The 20,622-nt window shown below is 65.4% G+C and carries 16 protein-coding genes; 13 read left to right on the plus strand and 3 right to left on the minus strand.

What is annotated here, in order from left to right; translation table 11 throughout:
* Window positions 1-62: 62 nt before the first annotated feature.
* The 3 genes from hpaE to hpaH are packed head-to-tail and all read right to left on the minus strand — an operon-like array spanning window position 63 to window position 2,827.
* Window positions 63-1,601, minus strand: coding sequence for a 5-carboxymethyl-2-hydroxymuconate semialdehyde dehydrogenase (gene hpaE / locus QCM77_RS12860; RefSeq protein WP_279668860.1), 1,539 nt, complete (start codon window positions 1,599-1,601; stop codon window positions 63-65).
* Window positions 1,594-1,992: a 5-carboxymethyl-2-hydroxymuconate Delta-isomerase gene (locus QCM77_RS12865; RefSeq protein ID WP_279668859.1), complete on the minus strand. Its 399-nt coding sequence runs from the start codon at window positions 1,990-1,992 to the stop codon at window positions 1,594-1,596. The genes hpaE and QCM77_RS12865 overlap by 8 nt, the downstream gene beginning before the upstream one ends.
* 28 nt (window positions 1,993-2,020) lie before the next feature.
* Window positions 2,021-2,827, minus strand: a complete 807-nt coding sequence (hpaH, locus tag QCM77_RS12870) for a 2-oxo-hept-4-ene-1,7-dioate hydratase (protein WP_279668858.1) — start codon at window positions 2,825-2,827, stop codon at window positions 2,021-2,023.
* Window positions 2,828-2,938: 111 nt separating this feature from the next.
* On the opposite strand from hpaH, the gene hpaR reads away from it, so the two are divergent.
* The 13 genes from hpaR to QCM77_RS12935 all read left to right on the plus strand — a co-directional run bounded on the left by hpaR (window position 2,939) and on the right by QCM77_RS12935 (window position 20,404).
* Entirely contained in the window at window positions 2,939-3,457 is a 519-nt protein-coding gene (gene hpaR / locus QCM77_RS12875) for a homoprotocatechuate degradation operon regulator HpaR (protein WP_279668857.1), read from the plus strand.
* A gap of 326 nt (window positions 3,458-3,783) precedes the next feature.
* The gene (locus tag QCM77_RS12880; RefSeq protein ID WP_279668856.1) at window positions 3,784-4,560 is read left to right on the plus strand and encodes an HpcH/HpaI aldolase family protein; all 777 of its coding nucleotides are present in this window, start codon (window positions 3,784-3,786) and stop codon (window positions 4,558-4,560) included.
* A gap of 198 nt (window positions 4,561-4,758) precedes the next feature.
* Window positions 4,759-6,282, plus strand: a complete 1,524-nt coding sequence (locus QCM77_RS12885) for a D-arabinonate dehydratase (RefSeq protein ID WP_279668855.1) — start codon at window positions 4,759-4,761, stop codon at window positions 6,280-6,282.
* 104 nt (window positions 6,283-6,386) lie between these two features.
* Window positions 6,387-9,662 carry a transglutaminase family protein gene (locus tag QCM77_RS12890; RefSeq protein ID WP_279668854.1) on the plus strand — a complete coding sequence of 1,092 codons (3,276 nt, stop codon included), beginning with the start codon at window positions 6,387-6,389 and terminating at the stop codon, window positions 9,660-9,662.
* Between the two features lie 27 nt (window positions 9,663-9,689).
* Window positions 9,690-12,215, plus strand: coding sequence for a circularly permuted type 2 ATP-grasp protein (locus tag QCM77_RS12895; protein WP_279668853.1), 2,526 nt, complete (start codon window positions 9,690-9,692; stop codon window positions 12,213-12,215).
* A complete protein-coding gene (locus QCM77_RS12900) occupies window positions 12,212-13,090 on the plus strand; it encodes a transglutaminase family protein (protein ID WP_279683856.1) in 879 nt (292 codons plus the stop codon). Before QCM77_RS12895 ends, QCM77_RS12900 begins: the two co-directional genes overlap by 4 nt.
* A gap of 216 nt (window positions 13,091-13,306) precedes the next feature.
* Entirely contained in the window at window positions 13,307-14,134 is an 828-nt protein-coding gene (locus QCM77_RS12905; protein ID WP_279668851.1) for a metal-dependent phosphohydrolase, read from the plus strand.
* A gap of 12 nt (window positions 14,135-14,146) precedes the next feature.
* Window positions 14,147-15,037, plus strand: coding sequence for an alpha/beta fold hydrolase (locus QCM77_RS12910; RefSeq protein ID WP_279668850.1), 891 nt, complete (start codon window positions 14,147-14,149; stop codon window positions 15,035-15,037).
* 85 nt (window positions 15,038-15,122) lie between these two features.
* Window positions 15,123-16,646: an FAD-dependent oxidoreductase gene (locus QCM77_RS12915; protein ID WP_279683858.1), complete on the plus strand. Its 1,524-nt coding sequence runs from the start codon at window positions 15,123-15,125 to the stop codon at window positions 16,644-16,646.
* 127 nt (window positions 16,647-16,773) lie between these two features.
* Window positions 16,774-17,349, plus strand: coding sequence for an HdeD family acid-resistance protein (locus QCM77_RS12920; RefSeq protein ID WP_279668848.1), 576 nt, complete (start codon window positions 16,774-16,776; stop codon window positions 17,347-17,349).
* Window positions 17,350-17,414: 65 nt separating this feature from the next.
* A complete protein-coding gene (locus QCM77_RS12925) occupies window positions 17,415-17,639 on the plus strand; it encodes a LapA family protein (protein ID WP_279668847.1) in 225 nt (74 codons plus the stop codon).
* A gap of 112 nt (window positions 17,640-17,751) precedes the next feature.
* Window positions 17,752-18,963 carry an ABC transporter substrate-binding protein gene (locus QCM77_RS12930; RefSeq protein WP_279668846.1) on the plus strand — a complete coding sequence of 404 codons (1,212 nt, stop codon included), beginning with the start codon at window positions 17,752-17,754 and terminating at the stop codon, window positions 18,961-18,963.
* Window positions 18,964-19,189: 226 nt separating this feature from the next.
* On the plus strand, window positions 19,190-20,404 hold the full coding sequence (locus QCM77_RS12935; RefSeq protein ID WP_279668845.1) for an acyl-CoA dehydrogenase family protein: 1,215 nt from the start codon (window positions 19,190-19,192) through the stop codon (window positions 20,402-20,404).
* Window positions 20,405-20,622 lie beyond the last annotated feature (218 nt).

A 20,622-nucleotide genomic window follows, 5' to 3' on the forward strand; every position in this document is an offset into this window, starting at 1 on the left:
TTTTCCCTCTCTAGACCCCGTCATTCCTCGCTGGCACTCCGCGCGCCGAGGAACCGCGAGCGTTAGATTCCCAGCTTTTGAATCTTATGCGTGCCCCGCGCCAGCGAGACGTGCTTGGTTTCCATGTAGAAGTCGAACGAATAGTCGCCGCCGTCGCGGCCGATGCCTGAGGCCTTCATGCCGCCGAACGGGGTCGGCAGATGGCGGACGTTTTCCGAGTTCAGCCAGATCATGCCGGCTTCGAGTGCATCAGCAACGCGCAGTGCGCGGCCGACGTCGTTGGTCCAGACATAGCCGGTCAGGCCATAGCGGATGTCGTTGGCGATCTCGACCGCATCCTTTTCGTCGCGGAAGGGCAGCACGGTGAGGAAGGGGCCGAACACCTCTTCCTGTGCCACCCGCATCTTGCCGTTCGCGCCGGTCACCAGGGTCGGCTCGACATAATGTCCGCCGCCCGGGCCGTCATAGGCCTTGCCGCCGACGGCGATCGTCGCGCCGTCCTGGCGTGCGACGTCGAAATAGGAGCAGACCTTTGCCAGATGCCGCTCATGGATCAGCGGCCCGATCTCGGTCGCGGGATCGAGGGGATGGCCGACCTTGAGCGCCTTCACCCGCACGGTTAATTTCTCGATGAACTTTTCGGCAATGCTGGCCTGGATCAGCAGGCGGCTCGACGAGGTGCAGCGCTCGCCGTTGAGCGAGTAGATCATGAATACGACCGCATCGAGCGCGCGGTCGAGATCGGCGTCGTCGAATACGATCACGGGGTTCTTGCCGCCGAGCTCGAAATGCACGCGCTTCAGCGTCGGCGCGCCCTGAATCATGATCGCCGAGCCCGTCGCGCTCTCGCCGACGAAGCCGATCGCCTTGATGGCGGGATGCTCGGTCAATGCCTTACCGGCCTCTTCGCCAAAGCCGTGCACGGTGTTGAGCACGCCGTCGGGAACGCCGGCTTCCTTGACGAGCTTTGCAAGAATAGCCGCCGTGATCGGCGACCACTCCGCCGGCTTGTGCACGACGGTGCAGCCGGCGGCCAGCGCGGGGGCGATCTTCCAGGTCGAGAGCATGAACGGCGTATTCCACGGCGTGATCACGCCGACCGGGCCGATGGGCATACGCGTCGAGACGTTCCAATGCTCGTCGCTCGGCGTGTTCTGGCCGTCGCGCGCCTCGCCGCATCTGTCGGCAAAGAAGCGGAAATTTTCGGCGGCGCGGATCGCGGCCTTGGCCATGAAGCGATAGGCCTGGCCGGTGTCGATGCATTCGAGCACCGCGATGTCGTCGGCATTGTCCTCGATGGCGTCGGCGACGCGATGCAGCAGCTTCTTCCGCATCGCCGGCCCCATGTCGCGCCAGGACTTGAAGGCAAGGGCGGCAGCGGTCGCGGCGCGATCGATGTCCTCGGCATTGCCACGGGCGACGCTTGCGAGCGTCGCGCCGTCGACCGGCGACTTGGTCTCGAACGTCTCGCCTGAGATCGACGGCACGATCTTGCCGGCGATCATGTGGCCGATACCGTCGGCACGCAGCGTCTTCAGCAGCGGTGCGACGCGGTCGCGGTTGGCCTGGAACACATCGGCTTTCGGCGTGGTCTTATCCATGGGCGGCCTCCATTTTCAGGGCGTCGTGGATGTTGTTGCGCTTCCAGCTGGTGTCCTTGTCGTTGATCTGCATGTCGAACGACAGGGCGAATTTCGTGCTTGCGAAAACGGGATCAAGATGCCGGGAGAGCGCCTGGAAGACGTGTTCGCCGGCCTCCTTGCGGGTCTTGAGGTCGCGGCCTTCGCCGATGCGCAGCACCATGTCGAGAAAGCCGTAGTCTTGCCTGTTATCGGCGATCGCATAATGCTCGCATTTGACGGCGCGGACGCGGATGCCGCCGAGCGGGAAGATGCCGGTCTCGACCGCCGCCTTGCGCACGATTTCGCACACCGCGCCGATGTCGAGGCGGCCGTCGAGATTGGCCGAATATTCGATCGTGAAATGCGGCATCGCGGTTTCACTCCCTGTTTCTTGTTCGTCAGGCGAAGTAGCAGCTCACCGAGCCGTAGGCGCCGTAATCGGCCTGAATTGTGTCGCCCTTGCGGGTCTCGATCGGACGGATGAAGGAACCGGCGAGCACGACCTGACCCGGTTCGAGCGCAAGGTCGAGCGGCGCGATCTTGTTGGCGAGCCAGGCGACGGCGGTTGCGGGATGATTGAGCACGCCGGCGGCAAGGCCGGTCTCTTCGAGCTGGCCGTTCCGAAAGCAGAGCGCGCCGATCCAGCGCAGATCGGCGTCCAGCGGACGGATCGGCCGTCCGCCGAGCACGATGCCGGCATTCGCCGCATTGTCGGCGATGGTGTCGAAAATCTTTCGCGTCGCCTTGGTCTGGGGATCGACGCGCTCGATCCGCGTGTCCAGAATCTCCAGCGCCGGCACGACGAAGTCGGTAGCGTTGAGCACGTCGAACAGCGTGCAGTCGGGGCCCGCGAGGCGCTTGCTCATGACGAAGGCGAGCTCGGCTTCCACGCGCGTCGCGATGAAGCGCTCCGTCGGGACGAGGCCACCATCGGCGAAGAACATGTCGTCGAGCAGCACGCCGGAATCCGGCTCGTTGATGTCAAGCGCGCTCTGCATCGCCTTCGAGGTCAGGCCGATCTTGTGTCCCCTGACGATGCGCCCCTCGGCGATCTTGACGTCGACCCAGGCCTTCTGAATCGCGTAGGCGTCAGCGATGCTGATGTCGGGAAAGTCCTGCGAGAGCTGCCGGATCTGCGTACGGGTCCTCTCCGCCTGATGCAGACGGTTCGCGCAAGCTCGGATATCGTCGTCGGAAAGCGCCATTTGTGATCTTACAAATCGTGGTGCCCGAAGATACTTAACATGTTAAGTGAATGGGTCAAACACAATTTGGGCTTGCTGCACTGCAAACATTTCGCGGATTGAAGGGGCATCATGGTGAAGAGACCGGCTGATCCAGCGGACGACGGCGCAGCCGCCGTGCGGCAGGTGCCGATGCGCGACTTCTCGCGTTCGCTGCCGATGTCGCTGCTGCGGGCACGCGAGGCGGTGATGCGACAATTTCGTCCCTCGCTGCGCGAGCATGGCCTGACCGAGCAGCAATGGCGCATCCTGCGCGCGCTCGCGGCGATCGACACGGTCGAGGTCACGGAACTCGCGCGCACCGCGTTCCTGCTCGGACCGAGCCTGTCGCGCATCCTGCGCGATCTGGAGGCGCGCAACCTGATCGAACGCAAGACCGCGAAGGCGGACCAGCGCCGCAGCATGGTCTCGATCTCGGAAAAGGGCGTGAAGCTGATGGCCTCCGTCGCGCCGTCCTCCGAAGCGATCTATGCGGAGATCACGCGGCGCTTTGGCGCACGCAAGCTCGCCGAGTTGCAGGAGATGCTCGGCGAGCTCGAACAGAGTCTCGCAGGGCTGGGCGCGGGCGAGGAGGCAAGCGCGGAGGAGTGAAAGCAGATATGCGCGAGCGCGCGGCAACAATCATGGACATTGCTGCATTTTTTCGCTCAAAGTGCCCCTCAGCCGATGCGCAAAAATCGGCGGCCCCTTGCCGGATGACACATGGCCGGCAATAGTGAATACCGCCCGCGAGGTCGGCGTCAGCGAAGTCGGCATCCAGCGGGCAACCGCATAGGCGTTGCGTCATTCCGAGCGTAGCGCGGCGATCCGGTTCGCGGTAACAGCGGGTCGCGCTGTCGCGGCGCTCGTCATGGTGACGACGGTCCAATAACACGGGTCCAAATAACACGGTCCAAACAACGAGGAAGGAAGGCAACGTGGCGAACAAGGTCAAGGAAATCTGGAAGTCGGGCAAGGCCGTGGTCAACGCGTGGCTCGCGATTCCCTCCGGCTTCTCGGCCGAGATGATCGCGCAATGCGGCTTCGACAGCGTCACCGTCGACATGCAGCACGGCGTGCAGGATTATCTCTCGATGGTGCAGTGCTTCCAGGCGATGGACAAGCATCCGATCACGCCGATGGTCCGCGTGCCCTGGAACGAGCCCGGTATCATCGGCAAGGTGCTCGATGGCGGCGCCTATGGCGTGATCTGCCCGATGGTCAACACGCCGCAGGAAGCCAGGAACCTCGTATCCTATTCCAAGTACCCGCCGAAGGGCGTACGCTCCAACGGCCCGATCCGCGCCGGCATGTACGGCACCGCGGGCTCCTACCAGAAGACGGCCAACGACGACATCGTGCTGCTGCCGATGATGGAGACCAGGACCGCGGTCGAGAACATGGAAGCGATCTTCGACGTCGAAGGCATCGACGGCGTCTATATCGGTCCGTCCGACCTCGGCTTCTCCTACGGCCTCGAGCCGAAGCTCGACCGCACCGAGCCCGAGATCCTCGCGATCTACGAGAAGATCATCAAGGAGTGCGGCAAGCGCGGCCTCAACGCCGGCATCCATTGCAGCGGCGCCGAAGGTGCCGCGCGCGCCATCAACATGGGCTTCAAGCTGGTGACGCTGTCGAACGAGGTCGGCCTGATGACGACCTACGCCAAGATGCAGGTCAACGCGACCCGGAAGGATTCCGGCGGCAAGGCTTGAGCTCTTCTCCCTTTCCCTCTCCCCGTTCTTACGGGGAGAGGGAAAGGGTGAGGGGCTCTCTCAACACGACCTAATCTAACGATCGAGCGCGCCGCTTGCCCCTCACCCGGATCGCCCCGGACGATGCATCGCCGGTCGCGATCCGACCTCTTCCCGTAAGAACGGGGAGAGGTGAAGTAAGACCCAAGGAGACCTCCCATGACCATCAGCCCCGTCATTCGCCTGCATCCCGATGATGGCGTGCTGATCGCGCGCGCGAGCCTGCCGCCTGGAACATTGGTGGCCGACGGCGTGACGACGGTCGAGCGCATTCCTTCCGGCCACAAGGTCGCGATCAAGCCGATCGCATTGGGCGAGCCGGTGATACGCTACGGCCAGATCATCGGCTTTGCGACGGTGCCGATCGCGCCGGGCCAGCACGTGCACGTGCAGAACTGCGGCATGGGCGATTTCGCTAAGGACTATGCCTATTGCGCCGACGTCAAGCCGACGCCGAATTTCGACCTGCCGGCGAGCTTCGAAGGCATCCGCCGCCCGGACGGCCGCGTCGCCACGCGCAACTATATCGGCATCCTCACCTCGGTGAATTGCAGCGCGCATGTCGCGAGCCTCGTCGCCGACGTGTTCAAGAAGAATCCGTTCACCGGCGACAATCCGCTGGCCGATTTCCCCAATGTCGACGGTGTGGTCGCGCTGACCCACAAGACCGGCTGCGGCATGACGCAGAACGAGCCCCTGGCGCTGCTCCGCCGCACGCTCGGTGGCTATGCGCGCCACGTCAATTTCTCCCACGTCATCGTGCTCGGCCTCGGCTGCGAGGTGAACCAGATCGGCGGCCTGATGGAGGAGCAGAAGCTCGCCGGCCGCCTGCGCGCGATGGACATCCAGGAGGTCGGCGGCACCCGCAAGACGGTGGAAGCCGGCATCGCCTTCGTGCGCGAAGCGCTTGCGGATTCCAACAAGGTCAAGCGCGAGTCGGTGCCGGTGAGCGAATTGACCGTCGCGCTGCAATGCGGCGGCTCGGATGGCTATTCCGGCGTGTCCGCCAACCCGGCGCTGGGTGCGGCCAGCGATCTGATCGTGCGTCACGGCGGCACCGTGATCCTGTCGGAGACGCCGGAGACCTATGGCGCCGAGCATCTGCTCACGCGCCGCGCCGTCAGTCGCGAGGTCGGCGAGAAGCTGGTCGATCTCATGCGCTGGTGGGACGCGTACACCGAGCGCGAAGGCGCCGAGATGAACGCCAATCCGAGCCCCGGCAACAAGGCCGGCGGCCTCACCACCATTTTGGAGAAGTCGCTCGGCGCGATGGCGAAGGCCGGCACCACCAACCTCGTCGAGGTGCTGCGCTACGCCGAGCCCATCACCAAGAAGGGTTTCGTCTTCATGGACACGCCCGGCTACGATCCCGTCGCCGCCACCGGGCAGGTCGCCGGCGGCGCCAATCTCGTCTGCTTCACCACGGGCCGCGGCAGCGTATTCGGCTGCAAGCCGGCGCCCTCGATCAAGCTCGCGACCAACACGCCCATGTACAAGCGCATGGAAGAGGACATGGACGTCAATTGCGGCACCATCCTCGAAGGCGAGGAAAGCGTGCAGCAATGCGGGCAGCGCATCTTCGATCTCATCCTGAAGACGGCCTCGGGACAGCCGACCAAGAGCGAGAGTTTCGATTTCGGCGGCGCCGAGTTCGCGCCCTGGGTGCTGGGCGCGACGATGTAGCAAAGGTGCAGCCCGTGCCATAGGCACGGTCTGCCCGTTGTTAGTGCTTGATCGCGATCACCAGCGGTGTTCTGCTCAAAAAAGCTGCTGGAGTACCACACCCCGTGTCGATCTACGTCGCATTACACCACGTCACGCACTACAAGTACGATCGTCCGATTGATCTTGGCCCGCAGACCATCCGCCTGCGACCGGCGCCGCACACCCGCACGCCGATCCTGAGCTATTCGCTCAAAGTCACGCCCTCCGATCATTTCGTGAATTGGCAGCAGGATCCGCAGGGAAATTGGCTGGCGCGCTACGTCTTTCATGAGAAGACCACCGAGCTGAAGATCGAGGTCGATTTCACGGCGCAGATGACCGTGGTCAATCCGTTCGACTTCTTCGTCGAGCCCTATGCCGACAGCTTTCCGTTCGAATATACCCAAGATCTGAAGACAGAGCTCGCGCCTTATCTCGAGACGATCAAGCCCGATCGCCTGTTCGCGAAATATCTCGATACGATCCCGCACGAAGCCCCAAACACGGTCAACTTCCTGGTCGATCTCAACAGGGAGCTGCGGGAGAAGATTCGCTATGTCATCCGCATGGAGGCGGGCGTGCAGACGCCCGAGGAGACGCTCACCACCTGCGCCGGCTCCTGCCGCGACTCCGCCTGGCTCCTGATCCAGACCTTCCGTCATCTCGGGTTGGCCGCCCGTTTCGTCTCCGGCTATCTGATCCAGGTCCGTCCCGACATCGATCCGATCGAGGGACCGCCGGAAGTCGAGAACGATTTCACCGATCTGCACGCCTGGGCCGAGGTCTATCTGCCCGGCGCAGGCTGGATCGGCTTCGACGCGACGTCCGGCATGCTCGCGGGCGAGGGGCACATCCCGGTTGCCGCGACGCCGCATTACCGCTCGGCCGCGCCGATCTCCGGCGGCGCCGGGTTTGCCGAGGTCGAGTTCGACTTCGACATGAGCGTCCGGCGGATCCGCGAGGCGCCGCGCATCACAAAACCGTTTTCCGATGAAGCCTGGACGCGGCTGAACGATCTCGGCGAGCAGGTCGACGGCGATCTCGCCGCGCAGGACGTCCGGCTCACCATGGGCGGCGAGCCGACTTTCGTCTCGGTCGATGACCTGGAGGCGGCGGAATGGAACACCGAGGCCGTTGGCCCGACCAAGCGCGCGCTTGCCGACGATTTGATCCGCCGGCTGCGCACGCGCTTTGCGCCTGGCGGGCTGCTGCATTACGGCGAGGGCAAATGGTATCCCGGCGAGAGCCTGCCGCGCTGGGCCTTTGGCCTGTACTGGCGCAAGGACGGCGTGCCGATCTGGAAGAATGCCGATCTGATCGCCAAGATCGAGAATCCGCGGCGCGCCGAGATCAAGGACGCCGAGGCCTTCATGGAAGGCACCGTGGCACGGCTCGGCCTGGATCCCGGCTACATCATGCCGGCCTATGAGGATCCGGCCTACTGGTTGCAGAAGGAGGGGGAGCTTCCGGTCAACGTCGATCCCTCAGACTCAAAGCTGTCCGATCCGGAAGCGCGCGCACGTATGGCGCGGGTGTTCGACGACGGGCTCAATGCGCCAAAGGGCTTCGTGCTGCCGGTACAGCGCTGGAACGCGGAAGCGCCGCGCTGGCGCAGCGAGCGCTGGAAGCTGCGTCGCAACCATCTGTTCCTGATGCCCGGCGATTCTCCGCTCGGCCTGCGATTGCCGCTCAACGCGCTCGAATATGTGCCGCCCGATCGCTATCCCTATATCGTCGAACAGGACCCGATGGAGGCCCGGACCAAGCTGCCGGTGTTCGGCCGCATGCCGCGCCCGCAATCTCCGGCGCCGCGGCTTGCGCCGGAAAGTCTCGAAGCATCGGAGCCGGTCCGTACCGCGATGTCGATCGAAGTCCGCGATGGCGTGCTCTGTGCCTTCATGCCGCCGGTGGAACGCATCGAGGACTATCTCGAGCTGATTGCAGCGCTTGAGGCCAGTGCCGAAGAGATGCAGTTCCAGGTCCATGTCGAAGGCTATCCGCCGCCGTTCGATCCACGCATCGACGTCATCAAGGTGACGCCTGACCCCGGTGTGATCGAGGTCAACGTCCAGCCGGCAAGGAATTGGCGCGAGGCGGTCGACATCACCGTCGGGCTTTATGAGGACGCGGCGAAGATTCGTCTCGGCGCCAACCGTTTTCTGGTCGACGGCCGCCACACCGGCACCGGCGGCGGCAACCACGTCGTGGTCGGCGGCTCGAGCCCGCCGGACTCGCCGTTCCTGCGCCGGCCCGATCTGCTGAAGAGCCTGGTGCTGTATTGGCAGCGTCATCCGTCGCTGTCCTATTTCTTCTCCGGTCTGTTCATCGGCCCGACCAGCCAGGCACCGCGCATCGACGAAGCCCGCCACGACAGCATCTATGAGCTCGAGGTCGCGCTGTCGCACGTGCCGCCGCCGGGCTATCAGGCGCCGCTGTGGCTGGTGGATCGCTTGTTCCGGCATCTCCTCGTCGACATCACCGGCAACACCCATCGCGCCGAGATCTGCATCGACAAGCTCTATTCACCGGATGGCCCGACCGGTCGGCTCGGCCTCGTCGAATTCCGCGCGCTCGAAATGCCGCCGGATCCGCGCATGTCGCTGGCGCAGCAGCTGCTGATCCGTGCGCTGATCGCAAAATTCTGGCGCGAGCCGCAGGCCGGCAAGTTCGTGCGCTGGGGCACCGCGCTGCATGACCGCTTCATGCTGCCGCATTTCATCTGGGAAGATTTTCTCGAAGTGCTCACCGAGCTGAAGCAGTTCGGCTATCCGTTCGAGTCGGAATGGTATCAGGCCCAGCTCGAATTCCGCTTCCCCGCGTTCGGCCGCGTCCATCATGGCGGCGTCACGCTGGAGCTGCGCCAGGCGCTGGAGCCCTGGCATGTGCTCGGCGAGGAGGGCTCGGCCGGCGGCACGGTTCGTTACGTCGACAGCTCGGTCGAACGGCTTCAGGTCAAGGCGGAAGGCTTCGTCGAGGGGCGTCACATCGTGACCTGCAACGGCCGCCGCCTGCCGATGACCTCGACCGGCCGCTCGGGTGAGGCCGTGGCCGGCGTTCGCTTCAAGGCCTGGCAACCGGCCTCCGGCCTGCACCCGACCATTCCCGTTCACGCGCCCCTGACCTTCGACCTCATCGACACCTGGAACGGCCGCTCGCTCGGCGGCTGCGTCTATCACGTCGCCCATCCCGGCGGCCGCAGCTACGACACCAAGCCCGTCAACACCTACGAGGCCGAGGCGAGGCGGCTGGCGCGCTTCCAGGACCACGGCCATACGCCGGGTCCGATGCAGCCGCCGCCCGAGGAACGCACAAATGAGTTTCCGCTGACCCTCGACTTGCGGACCCCGCTCCTGCAATGAGTATGATGCCGGGGCAGGGAGAGGCGCATGGCCGAGGGCGCAGCCGAAGAGGACGACAAGGCGGGTAAGGCGCAAGGTCAGCGCGAAGGCCAGCGCCGCCTCGCGCAATGGGTTCGCGACTATAGGCGCCTGCCCGGCATCCCTGACGAGTTCCTGGGGCCCGACGGCGCCCCGCGCGCGGTCTGGAGCCGCTTCTTCAACGCCTTCGGGGCGCTTGCGCCCGACGAGGTCGAGCGGCGGTTTGGCATGGCCGACCGTCATCTCCGCGAGGCCGGCGTCACCTATCGCGCGCCCGGCGAGAGCGCCGACCGGCCGTGGTCGATCAGCCATCTGCCGCTGCTGATCGACGAGGCCGACTGGAAGCAGCTGTCCGACGGTATTACCCAGCGCGCCGAGCTGCTCGAGCTCGTGCTGCGCGACATCTATGGCGAGGGCCGCCTCGTCGCGGAAGGCGCGTTGCCCGCGGCCGCGATCGCCGGCAGTCCCGAATATCTCCGTCCCGTCTGCGGCGTGCCGCCGCCGGGCGGGCACTATCTCTCGCTGTATGCCGCCGACGTCGGCCGTGGACCGGATGGCCGCTGGTGGGTGCTCGGCGACCGCACGCAGGCCCCCTCGGGCGCGGGCTATGCGCTGGAGAACCGCCTGGTGCTCTCGCGCGCCTTCTCCGATCTCTACAAATCGATGAACGTGCCGCGCGTCGCGCCGTTCTTCGAGGCGTTTCGTGACTCGCTTCGTGCGAGGGCCGATCGCGACGAGCCGCGGATCGGCGTGCTCACGCCGGGCAGCTTCAGCGAAACCTATTTCGAGCACGCGACGCTCGCGCGCTATCTCGGCTTCCTGCTGGTCGAGGGCGACGATCTCGCAGTCAGCGACAACCGCATCCACATTCGCACGGTCGCGGGGCTCAAGCGGCTCGATGTGCTGCTGCGCCGGGTCGATTCCAACTCGCTCGATCCGCTCGAGCTCGATGCCTCCTCGCGGCTGGGGGTCGCAGGCCTGATCGACGTGCTGCGCAAGGACGGCGTCGTCGTCGCCAACATGCCGGGCTCGGGCGTCCTCGAAGCCCGTGCGATGCTCGGCTTTCTGCCCGCGCTCAGCCGCCGCCTGCTCGGCGAAGAGCTGAAGATGCCGCACATCGCGACCTGGTGGTGCGGCCAACGCTCGGCGCGCGACGAGGTGCTGTCGCGGCTCGACGAGGTCGCGATCGGAGGCGCCTATCGGCGCGGTGTTCCCGGTTTCGACAGCAACGGTCCGGTGCTCGCGAGCGAGCTCGACGCCTGCGAACGCCAGCGCCTGATCGACGCCATCACTGGGCGCGGCATGGACTATGTCGGCCAAGAGGTGGTGCGGCTCTCGACCATGCCGGTGTGGGAGCAGGGGCAGATCACGCCCCGTCCCTTCGTGCTGCGCGTGTTCGCAGCCGCGACGCCCGACGGTTGGGCCATCATGCCCGGCGGCTTCTGCCGGATCGCCGAGCAGGCGGATGCGCGCGCGGTGTCGATGGGCGATGGCGCGCGCTCCGCCGACGTCTGGGTGGTCTCGGACAAGCAGGTTTCGACCGCGACGCTGCTGCCTGCGATCGACAAGGTGCGCATCCGCCGTATCGCCGGCGTGCTGCCGAGCCGCGCCGCGGACAATCTGTTCTGGCTCGGTCGCTATCTCGAACGCGCCGAGGCGACGCTGCGGCTGGTGCGGGCGCTGGGGTCGCCGAGCGGGCCCAACAAGGGCACCGCGGCCTCACTGCAATCTGCCGAGCGTATCCAGCGCCTGCTGGTGACCTGGGGCGCGATCTCGCAGACTTCGCGCGCGGCGCCCGGACGCATCGTTGCCGAAGCGCTACAAAGCCCGGAGCGATTCGGTTCGGCGCTGTCGCTGGTCCGCGCGGCACAGCGCACGGCGACCTCCTTGCGCGAGCGGCTGTCGCCCGACGCCTGGCAAGTCATCACCGAGATGGCCGAGCGGCTGGCCCTGGAGGTCGAGGGCGACGACGGCGTGCTGAGCGCGGCCGAGCTGACCTTGCAGGAGCTGGCGAGCTTTGCCGGCCTTGCACACGAGAACATGAACCGCGCCGCCGGCTGGCGCTTCCTCGATATCGGCCGCCGCACCGAGCGCGCCATCAACACGACGCGTTTTGCCCGGCAATTTGCCTATGACGAGGCCGGCGACGAGGATCTCGATATCCTGCTGACGCTGGTGGATTGCCAGATCACCTACCGCTCGCGTTATCTGCTGGCGCCGATCCTGGCGCCGGTGCGCGACCTCGCCGTGCTCGACAGCTACAATCCGCGTTCGGTGGCGTTCCAGGTGACGACGCTGAACGAGCACATCGCCGCGCTGCCGAGCCTGAAGGAGCACGGCCTGATCGAGAAGCCGCAGCGGCTTGCGGTCGCGATGCAGGCGATGCTCGCGACCGCGGAGGCCGAGAAGCTCGAGGTCAAGACGCTGTTCGCACTGGAGCAGGATCTGCTCAGCCTCGCCGAGGCGGTCGGGCAGCACTACTTCCCGCACGGCCCCAATGCCAGCCGCCCGGAAAAGCTGACGGGGCTGGCGTGATCTACGACATCCGTCACGTCACCATCTACGAATACGAGAGTCCGGTCAGCTTCGCCCGCTGCACGCTGCGGCTGGAGCCGAGGAGCGGCCATGGCCAGGAACTGATCTCGCACAATGTCGAGATCCGTCCGCGCCCCGCCGAGCGTAGCGTCCGCCGCGATTTCTTCGGCACCCTGACCGAGAGTGTCGTGATCGAGGCCGCGCACCGCAATTTGCGCATCGACTCGCGCTCGCGCGTCTCGGTGTCGCGCCAGCCGCCGGCGCGCGCCGCTGCCAGCCCGGCCTGGGAGAGCATTCGCGACATCGCCTTCGAGGCCACGAGCCTCGGGCCGTCCTCGCCGGTCGGCTATGTCTTTGCGAGCCCGCTGGTGCCGGTGCTGGGACCGGTCAGCGCCTATGCGGCGGAAAGCTTTGCGCCCGGCGCGGGCATCCTCGCCGGGGCGGTCGATCTGATGCATCGCATCCGCACCGAATTTCGCTACGACCCCAAGGCGACGGTGATCTCGACGCCGCTCAACGAGGTCTTTGCCAAGCGCCATGGCGTCTGTCAGGATTTTGCTCATGTGATGATCGCAGGGCTGCGCGGGCTCGGTCTGCCCGCGGCCTATGTCAGCGGATATTTGCGCACCGTTCCGCCGGCGGGCCAACCGCGCCTGCAGGGCGCCGACGCCACCCATGCCTGGGTGTCGCTGTGGTGCGGGGAGGAGCTTGGCTGGGTCGATTTCGATCCGACCAACGATCTTATGGTCGCTGGCGACCATATCGTGCTCGCGGTCGGCCGCGACTTTTCCGACGTTTCGCCGGTCGACGGCATCATCGTCGGCTCGCCGAAGCAGAAGCTCGACGTGGCCGTCGACGTGCTGCTGGTGGAATGATTGCGGGTCCTGCCGTGCCGGCGACGCCCAGCCAGGCTGTATCGAGCCGGCACCGAAACCGCGATATCGCGGGGCACAACCGCAACATATTTCCGTATTTTCGTTCGGGGATTTGGTCACTCGGCCCAAGATGGGCTATGCTGACGCTTGCGTCGAGGACAATAATGAGACGTCGGGAGTTGATGTGGGACACCACCGACAAGCGGGGCTGCATCCATGATGACGTTACCGAGACTGGCGGCTGAATCCCTCGAGAAGTTGCTCGGTACGTTCATGCGTCGCCGGTACGACGAGACTTCTGCAAGTATCGTCGAGAGCGCGACCCGCACCGCGATGGAGTGCATCGGCAACAGCGATGCGCTCTATCACAATATCGAGCATACGATGCTGGTGACCCTGGCGGGCCATTCCATCCTCAGTGGCCGCAGTCTTCATACGCATCTGTCGGCAGAGGACTACGTCCATGTCCTGATCGCCTGCCTCGCTCACGACATCGGCTATGTGCGCGGCCTATTCGAGGAGGATGACGCCGACGGCTTCGTGATCGATGCGGCCGACACCAAGATCTCGTTGCCGCGCGGTGCATCGGACGCGAGCTTGATGATGTATCACGTCGATCGGTCCAAGCTTTATGTGACGCGGCGGTTGCGGCATATTCCCGGACTGGATCCGGATCGCATTGCCCGCGCCATCGAGGGCACGCGCTTTCCGGCCCGGGAAGGCCAGGACTATGACGACGAGGCCTCGATCCTGCGCGCTGCCGACTTTATCGGCCAGCTCGGCGACCCCAACTATCTGCGCAAGGCCAACGCGCTCTACTACGAGTTCGAGGAGGTCGGCATCAACCGCCAGCTCGGCTACGACTCGCCGGCCGACGTCGTGAACCGCTATCCGCAATTCTACTGGAACAGCGTCGCACCGCACATCCAGACCGAGATCAGCTACCTCAACAAGACCGAGATCGGCCGGCAGTGGATCGCCAATCTCTACAGCAACGTGTTCCGCGCCGAGCGCGACATCTCGCTGTCCGGGCCGCAGAAATAGCTTCGCTTTGTAATGCAACAAAAAACCGTCACGACGGATATCCTCGACATCGCCTATCGCGAATACGGCGCGCCGGACGGCTGGCCCTGCATCATGGGCCACGGCTTTCCCTACGATGTGAACGCCTATGCCGAGACCGCGCCGATCATTGCGCATGCGGGCGCGCGGGTGCTGGTGCCCTGGCTGCGCGGCTACGGGCCGACGCGGTTCCGCTCCGCTGCGACGTTGCGCTCCGGCGAGCAGGCGGCGCTTGGCGCCGATCTCCTGGCCTTCATGGATGCGCTTCACATCAAGCGCGCGGTCGTCGCCGGTTATGACTGGGGCGGGCGCGCGGCCTGCGTGGTCTCGGCGCTGCATCCCGAGCGCGTGATCGGGCTCGTCTCCGGCAATTCCTACAACATCCAGAACATCGACCGCGCCATGGAGCCGGCCTCACCTCCGGAGGAGGCGGCGCTCTGGTATCAATATCTCTTCCACAACGAGCGCGGCCGCCGCGCGCTGGAGCGCAACCGGCGCGGTTTTGCCCGCCAGCTCTGGGCGATGTGGTCGCCGACATGGGCGTTCGACGACGCGACGTTCGAGACCAGCGCAACGTCGTTCGACAATCCTGATTTCGTCGATGTCGTGATCCATTCCTACCGCCACCGCTACGCGCTGGTTGAGGGCGATCCCGCCTATGCCGGGATCGAGGCGAAGCTCGCGGGCCAGCCGCCGATCCGTGTCCCCACGATCGCCATCGATGGCGACAGCGATGGCGTCAATCCCGGCACGGCGCATCATGCGCGCAAGTTCGAGGGCTTTTTCGAGCGGCGCGTGTTCACTGAGGCCGGCCACAATCTGCCGCAGGAACGGCCCGCCGAATGGGCGCAGGCGGTGCTCGATGTGCAAAAGGCGGCGGGGTGACCCGAATTTTTGGCGTCGCGAGGAACCTTTCGCAGGCGGCGCCGTCCAAATCCCGAGTTGAGCGCCAGCCGCGAGGGAGATGACCATGAGTGAGGAGAGCAAGCCTGGTGGAGCCGACCTGACCAAGGGCGTCTCGCTCGCCGATCTCAAGGACGGCAAGCTGCTCGGCCATGTCGGCGCGGAGGATGTCCTGCTGGTGCAGGCGGGCAATGAGGTTTTTGCGATCGAGCCCGCTTGCAGCCACTACCACGGGCCACTCGCCGAGGGGCTGGTGGTCGACGACACCATCCGTTGCCCCTGGCACCACGCCTGCTTCTCCTTGCGCACCGGCGAGGCCACGCGCCCGCCGGCGCTGAACGCGCTGGCGGTCTGGGAGGTGACGCGGGATCGGGACAGGATTTGGGTTCAGCGCAAGCGTGAGATGCCGAAGCCTTCGGCGCTCCACCGCATCGCGCCGACACCGGAAAAATTCGTCATCGTCGGTGGCGGCGCGGCCGGTTTCGCGGCGGCCGAGACGCTCCGGCGCGAGGGCTTTGCCGGCGCCGTCACCATGCTCAGCAATGACGGCGCGATGCCGGTCGACCGGCCGAACCTCTCCAAGGACTATCTCGCTGGCAACGCGCCGGAGGACTGGCTGCCGTTGCGGAGCGAGGATTACTATCCGGACGCGGGCATCGACCTCAGGCTCAACACGAATGTTTCCGCGATTGATCCCAAGGCGCGTAGCGTGACGTTGGGTAATGGTGACAAGCTGCCGTTCGACCGGCTGCTGCTCGCGACCGGCGCCGAGCCGGTCAAATTGCAGATCCCCGGCGCCGACCAACCCCATGTCCACACCTTGCGATCCGTCGCGGACAGCCGCGCCATCATCAAGGCGGCCGGCAGCGCGAAGCGTGCGCTGGTGATCGGCGCCAGCTTCATCGGCCTCGAAGTTGCGGCCTCCTTGCGGGCACGCAAGATCGAGGTGCACGTGGTCGCGCCGGAAGAACGGCCGATGCAGAAGGTGCTCGGTCCCGAGATGGGCGACTTCGTGCGCGCGCTGCATGAGGACAATGGCGTCAACTTCCATCTCAAGGACACGGTGGAAAAGCTGGACGGCACGCGCGCCACGTTGAAGAGCGGCGGCGTCATCGATGCCGAACTGGTCGTGGTCGGCATCGGCGTCAAGCCGCGCCTTGCGCTCGCCGAGCAGGCGGGACTTGCGGCCTACCGGGGCGTCAGCGTGAGCGAATATCTGGAGACCAGCGTATCCGGCATCTTCGCGGCCGGCGACATCGCGCGCTGGCCGGATCCGCATTCGCGGCAAACCATCCGCGTCGAGCACTGGGTCGTGGCGGAGCGCCAGGGCCAGACCGCGGCGCGCAACATGCTCGGCAAGCGCGAACGTTTCGACGCCGTGCCGTTCTTCTGGTCCCAGCATTACGACGTACCGATCAACTATGTCGGCCACGCCGAGAGCTTCGACGACATCGCGATCGACGGCAGCATTTCCGGCAAGGACTGCCTGCTGAAGTACCGCAAGGGCGGCCGCGTCCTTGCGATTGCTTCAATTTATCGCGATCTCGCCAATCTCAAGGCCGAGCTGGAGATGGAACGGACGCGCGGCTGAGGCGCCGCATCCGATCTTGATTTGCATCAATGTTGCTGCCCGCGAGGGCTGCTGTACTGGCTGTCTCCCGGTGCGGTCGGCGCTATCCTGGCGTGCGCTCGCGGGCTTCCATGCAGGAGTGGCCGTCATGACAAGTGCCTCGGATATCTCCCATCCTTCCAGCCTGGGCTCCGGCATCGCGGCGTTGCATGCCAAATGGGGCTGGATCGTCGCCTTGGGCGTCGTCTATCTCATCGCCGGCTTCGTCGCGCTCGGCAGCATGGTGATGGCGACGGTGGCGAGCGTGATCGTGGTCGGTGCGATGATGATCGTGGCCGGCGTTATGGAAGTGATCGGCGCCTTCCAGATGAAAAGCTGGGGCAAGTTCGTGATCTGGGCCTTGCTCGGCGTGCTCTACATCGTCGCGGGCTTCCTGACCTTCGAGAACCCGCTGTTTGCAGCAGCGCTGCTGACCTTGTTTCTCGGCGCCTCGCTGCTCGCCTCCGGCGCGGTCCGGCTGTTTCTCGCCTTCAGCATGAAGCGCGAAAGCCCGTGGGTCTGGGTGGCGCTGTCTGCCGTCATCACGTTGCTGCTCGGGCTGTTGATCCTGGCGCGCTGGCCGGTCAACAGCGTCTATATCCTGGGCCTGTTCCTCGGCATCGACCTGATCATGGCCGGCGCGGGCTGGGTCAGCCTCGGCTTCAGCTTGCGGCGGCGCCACTAGGCGCGCCGCGTGGATGGTTGTGACGGGGCCGGGCGGTGGCATTCGCGCGGCCGAAGGGAGATTCCATGCGCTGGGTTCATCTCGCCATCATCGTGCTGTTCGCCGCCGCAACGCTGACCTTCGCCCTGCAAAATCTGGAAACGGTGACGATCTCGTTGTTCAGGGGCAACATCGGCCTGCCGCTGGCGCTCCTCACCATCATCGCCTACCTGCTCGGCGCCGCCACCGGCGGCAGCCTGTTCGCACTGCTGCGGCGTTCCTACACCGGCTCGCGGCGAAGCGTCGGGTAAACCAGCAACTCGACGCAAGACCGTCTTGCGGAACTCCGCTGATCTGACGCGCTGACAAAAGCAGCACGCCGCGCATTCGGATCGCGCGGACGATGATCATTGGGGAGAAACCATGAAAGCCGCTATGGCCCTGGCGGCAGCGTTGGCTGCCGCTTGTCTGTCCACGCCTGTCCTTGCGCAAAAATCCTACGGTCCCGGCGTCACCGACACCGAGATCAAGATCGGCAACACCATGCCCTATAGCGGGCCTGCATCGCCGCTCGGCATCACCGGCAGGGTGATCTCGGCCTATTTCGACGAGGTCAACGACAAGGGCGGCGTCAATGGCCGCAAGCTCAATCTCTTGTCGCTCGACGACGCCTTCTCGCCGCCGAAGACCATGGAAGCGGCACGGCGGCTGGTCGAGGGCGACGGCGTCGCCTTCATCTTCGCCACCATGGGCACCGCGCCGAGTTCGGCGATCGCAAAATATCTCAACAGCAACAAGGTGCCGCAGCTCTTCCTGATCAGCTCGGCCTCGAAGTGGAACGACCCCGCCAACATGCCCTGGTCGATGGCGCTGCCCTGGGCGCCGAACTACACCAGCGAGGCCGCGATCGACGTCGCCTATGCCCGAGCCAAGAACCCGAATGCGCGCTTTGCGGTGCTCTATCAGAACGACGACGCCGGCAAGGAATATCTGCGCGGCGTCAAGGAAGCACTTGGTGCCGACGCCGACAAGGCGATCGCGATGGCGTCGAGCTTCGAGGTCGCCGACCCCACGATCGATTCCCAGGTGCTGACGCTCGCCAACACCAAGGCCGACGTCTTTATGATCTATTCGGTGACGCCGCGCGCCTGCGCCCAGGCGATCCGCAAGGCGCATGAAGTCGGCTGGCAGGCCACGCGCTTCCTCGCCTCGGGCTGCGCCAACAAGGCGACCGTGATGGTGCCGGCCGGCCTCGATGCCGGCAAGGGCGTGCTCTCGCTCGGCTCGCTCAAGCCGTTCGTCGCCGAGCCGAAGGACGATCCGGCGATGACGGCCTATACCGACTTCATGAAGAAGCGCCTGCCCAACGCCGACGTCAACAACGTCGCTGGCCTCTACGGCTACACGGTCGCCGAGGCACTGGTGGTCCTGCTCAAGCAGTGCAAGGACAATCTGACGCGCGAGAACATCATGGCGCAGGCGGCCAATCTGAAGAACGTGCCGCTGTCGCTGCTGATGCCCGGCATCACGCTCAACACCACGCCGCAGGATTTCCGCCCGATCAAGGACGGCTATATGCTCCAGTTCGACGGCAACGACTGGATCGTCGCGAGCGAGCTGTTGCGCGGCACGTGATGGCAAGCCGGCTATCGCGGTTGATGATGGCGCATCCTTCGAGACGCCCGCTTTCGCGGGCTCCTCAGGATGAGGGCGGAATGCGTAGCGGCAGGTTCAACAGGCGCGAATGTCGCTTAGCCTCATCCTGAGGAGACCGCGGAGCGGTCGTCTCGAAGGGCGAGGCGTGCGCTCCACCTACCACGGAAGGCAAAGTGCGATCACCCTTGGCGAACAGGAGAGCAGAATGGACTTTCACCACTCCGAACGTTCGCTGGAGCTGCAGCAGCGCGTGCGCCAGTTCATGCGGACGCATGTCGAGCCGGTCGAGGAGCTCTATTACGAGCAGGTGAAGCCGGAAGCGACGCGCTACAAGACGCCGCAAGTGTTGCAGGATCTGAAGCGGCTGGCGCGGGAGCAGGGGCTCTGGAACCTGTTTCTCTCGGGCGCGCACGGTCCGGGTTTGACCAATCTCGAATATGCGCCCGTGAAGGAGATCATGGGCCGCATTCTCTGGGCGCCTGAGGTCTTCAACTGCTCGGCGCCCGACGTCGGCAACATGGAGGTCCTCGCCAACTACGGCACGCCCGCGCAGCAGGAACGCTGGCTGAAGCCGCTGCTGGAGGGGCGCATCCGCTCCGGCTTCTCGATGACGGAGCCGCAAGTCGCCTCCAGCGACGCCACCAACATCCAGTGCGAGATCAAACGCGACGGCGGCGACTACGTCATCAACGGCCGCAAATGGTTCACCTCCGGCGCGATGAACGAGGATTGCGAGATCCTGATCGTGATGGGCAAGACCGCGCCCGACGATCCCGACCGCCACCGCCAGCAGTCCATGATCCTGGTGCCCAGAAACACGCCCGGCGTGCGCATCGTGCGCGACATGCTGACCTACGGCTATGACGACGCGCCGGTCGGCCACCCCGAGATCGTCTACGAGAACGTCCGTGTGCCCGCGGAGAACATCCTGCTGGGCGAAGGCCGCGGCTTCGAGATCGCGCAAGGTAGGCTCGGCCCCGGCCGCATCCACCATTGCATGCGGCTGATCGGCTGCGCCCAGCGCGCGCTGGAATTGATGTGCCAACGCGCGGTCTCCCGCACAGCCTTCGGCAAGCCGCTCGCCGAGCAGGGCTCGGTGCGCGAAGACATCGCACACTCCTTCTGCGAGATCGCGCAGGCGCGCTTGCTGACGCTGCAAGCCGCCGACAGGATGGATCGCGAGGGCAACAAGGCCGCGCGCGACCTGATCGCCGCGGCCAAGATCGTGGTGCCCAGCATGGCCGCACGAATCATCGACCGCGCCATCCAGATCCACGGCGCCGCCGGCGTCTCGCAGGATACCTTTTTGGCCCGCGCCTATGTCTACGCCCGCTTCATCCGCATCGGCGACGGGCCGGATCAGGTGCATCTGGCCGCGGTGGGGAAGGAGCTGATCAGGCGCGGCGGGGTGATGGGGTAGGGCTGCTATCCCTCGGCCAAGGCTGTACTCGCGGATGCCCGCTTATGGATGTGAAGCAGACCTGCGCGGGCAACGCCGGCACTTCGCCTTTTGACCCAGGCTGTGTAAAAACGCGGCTCCGCATCACCTCCATGCAACGAAGGCGGCCGTCGGTGTCGCTATTGAGTTCGCTGCCCGCGCCTCACGCCCGCATGGCTGCCAGCAATGGCTCGACGCCG

The sequence above is a fragment of the Bradyrhizobium nivariense genome, assembly GCF_029846695.2.
Taxonomy (GTDB): Bacteria; Pseudomonadota; Alphaproteobacteria; order Rhizobiales; family Xanthobacteraceae; genus Bradyrhizobium.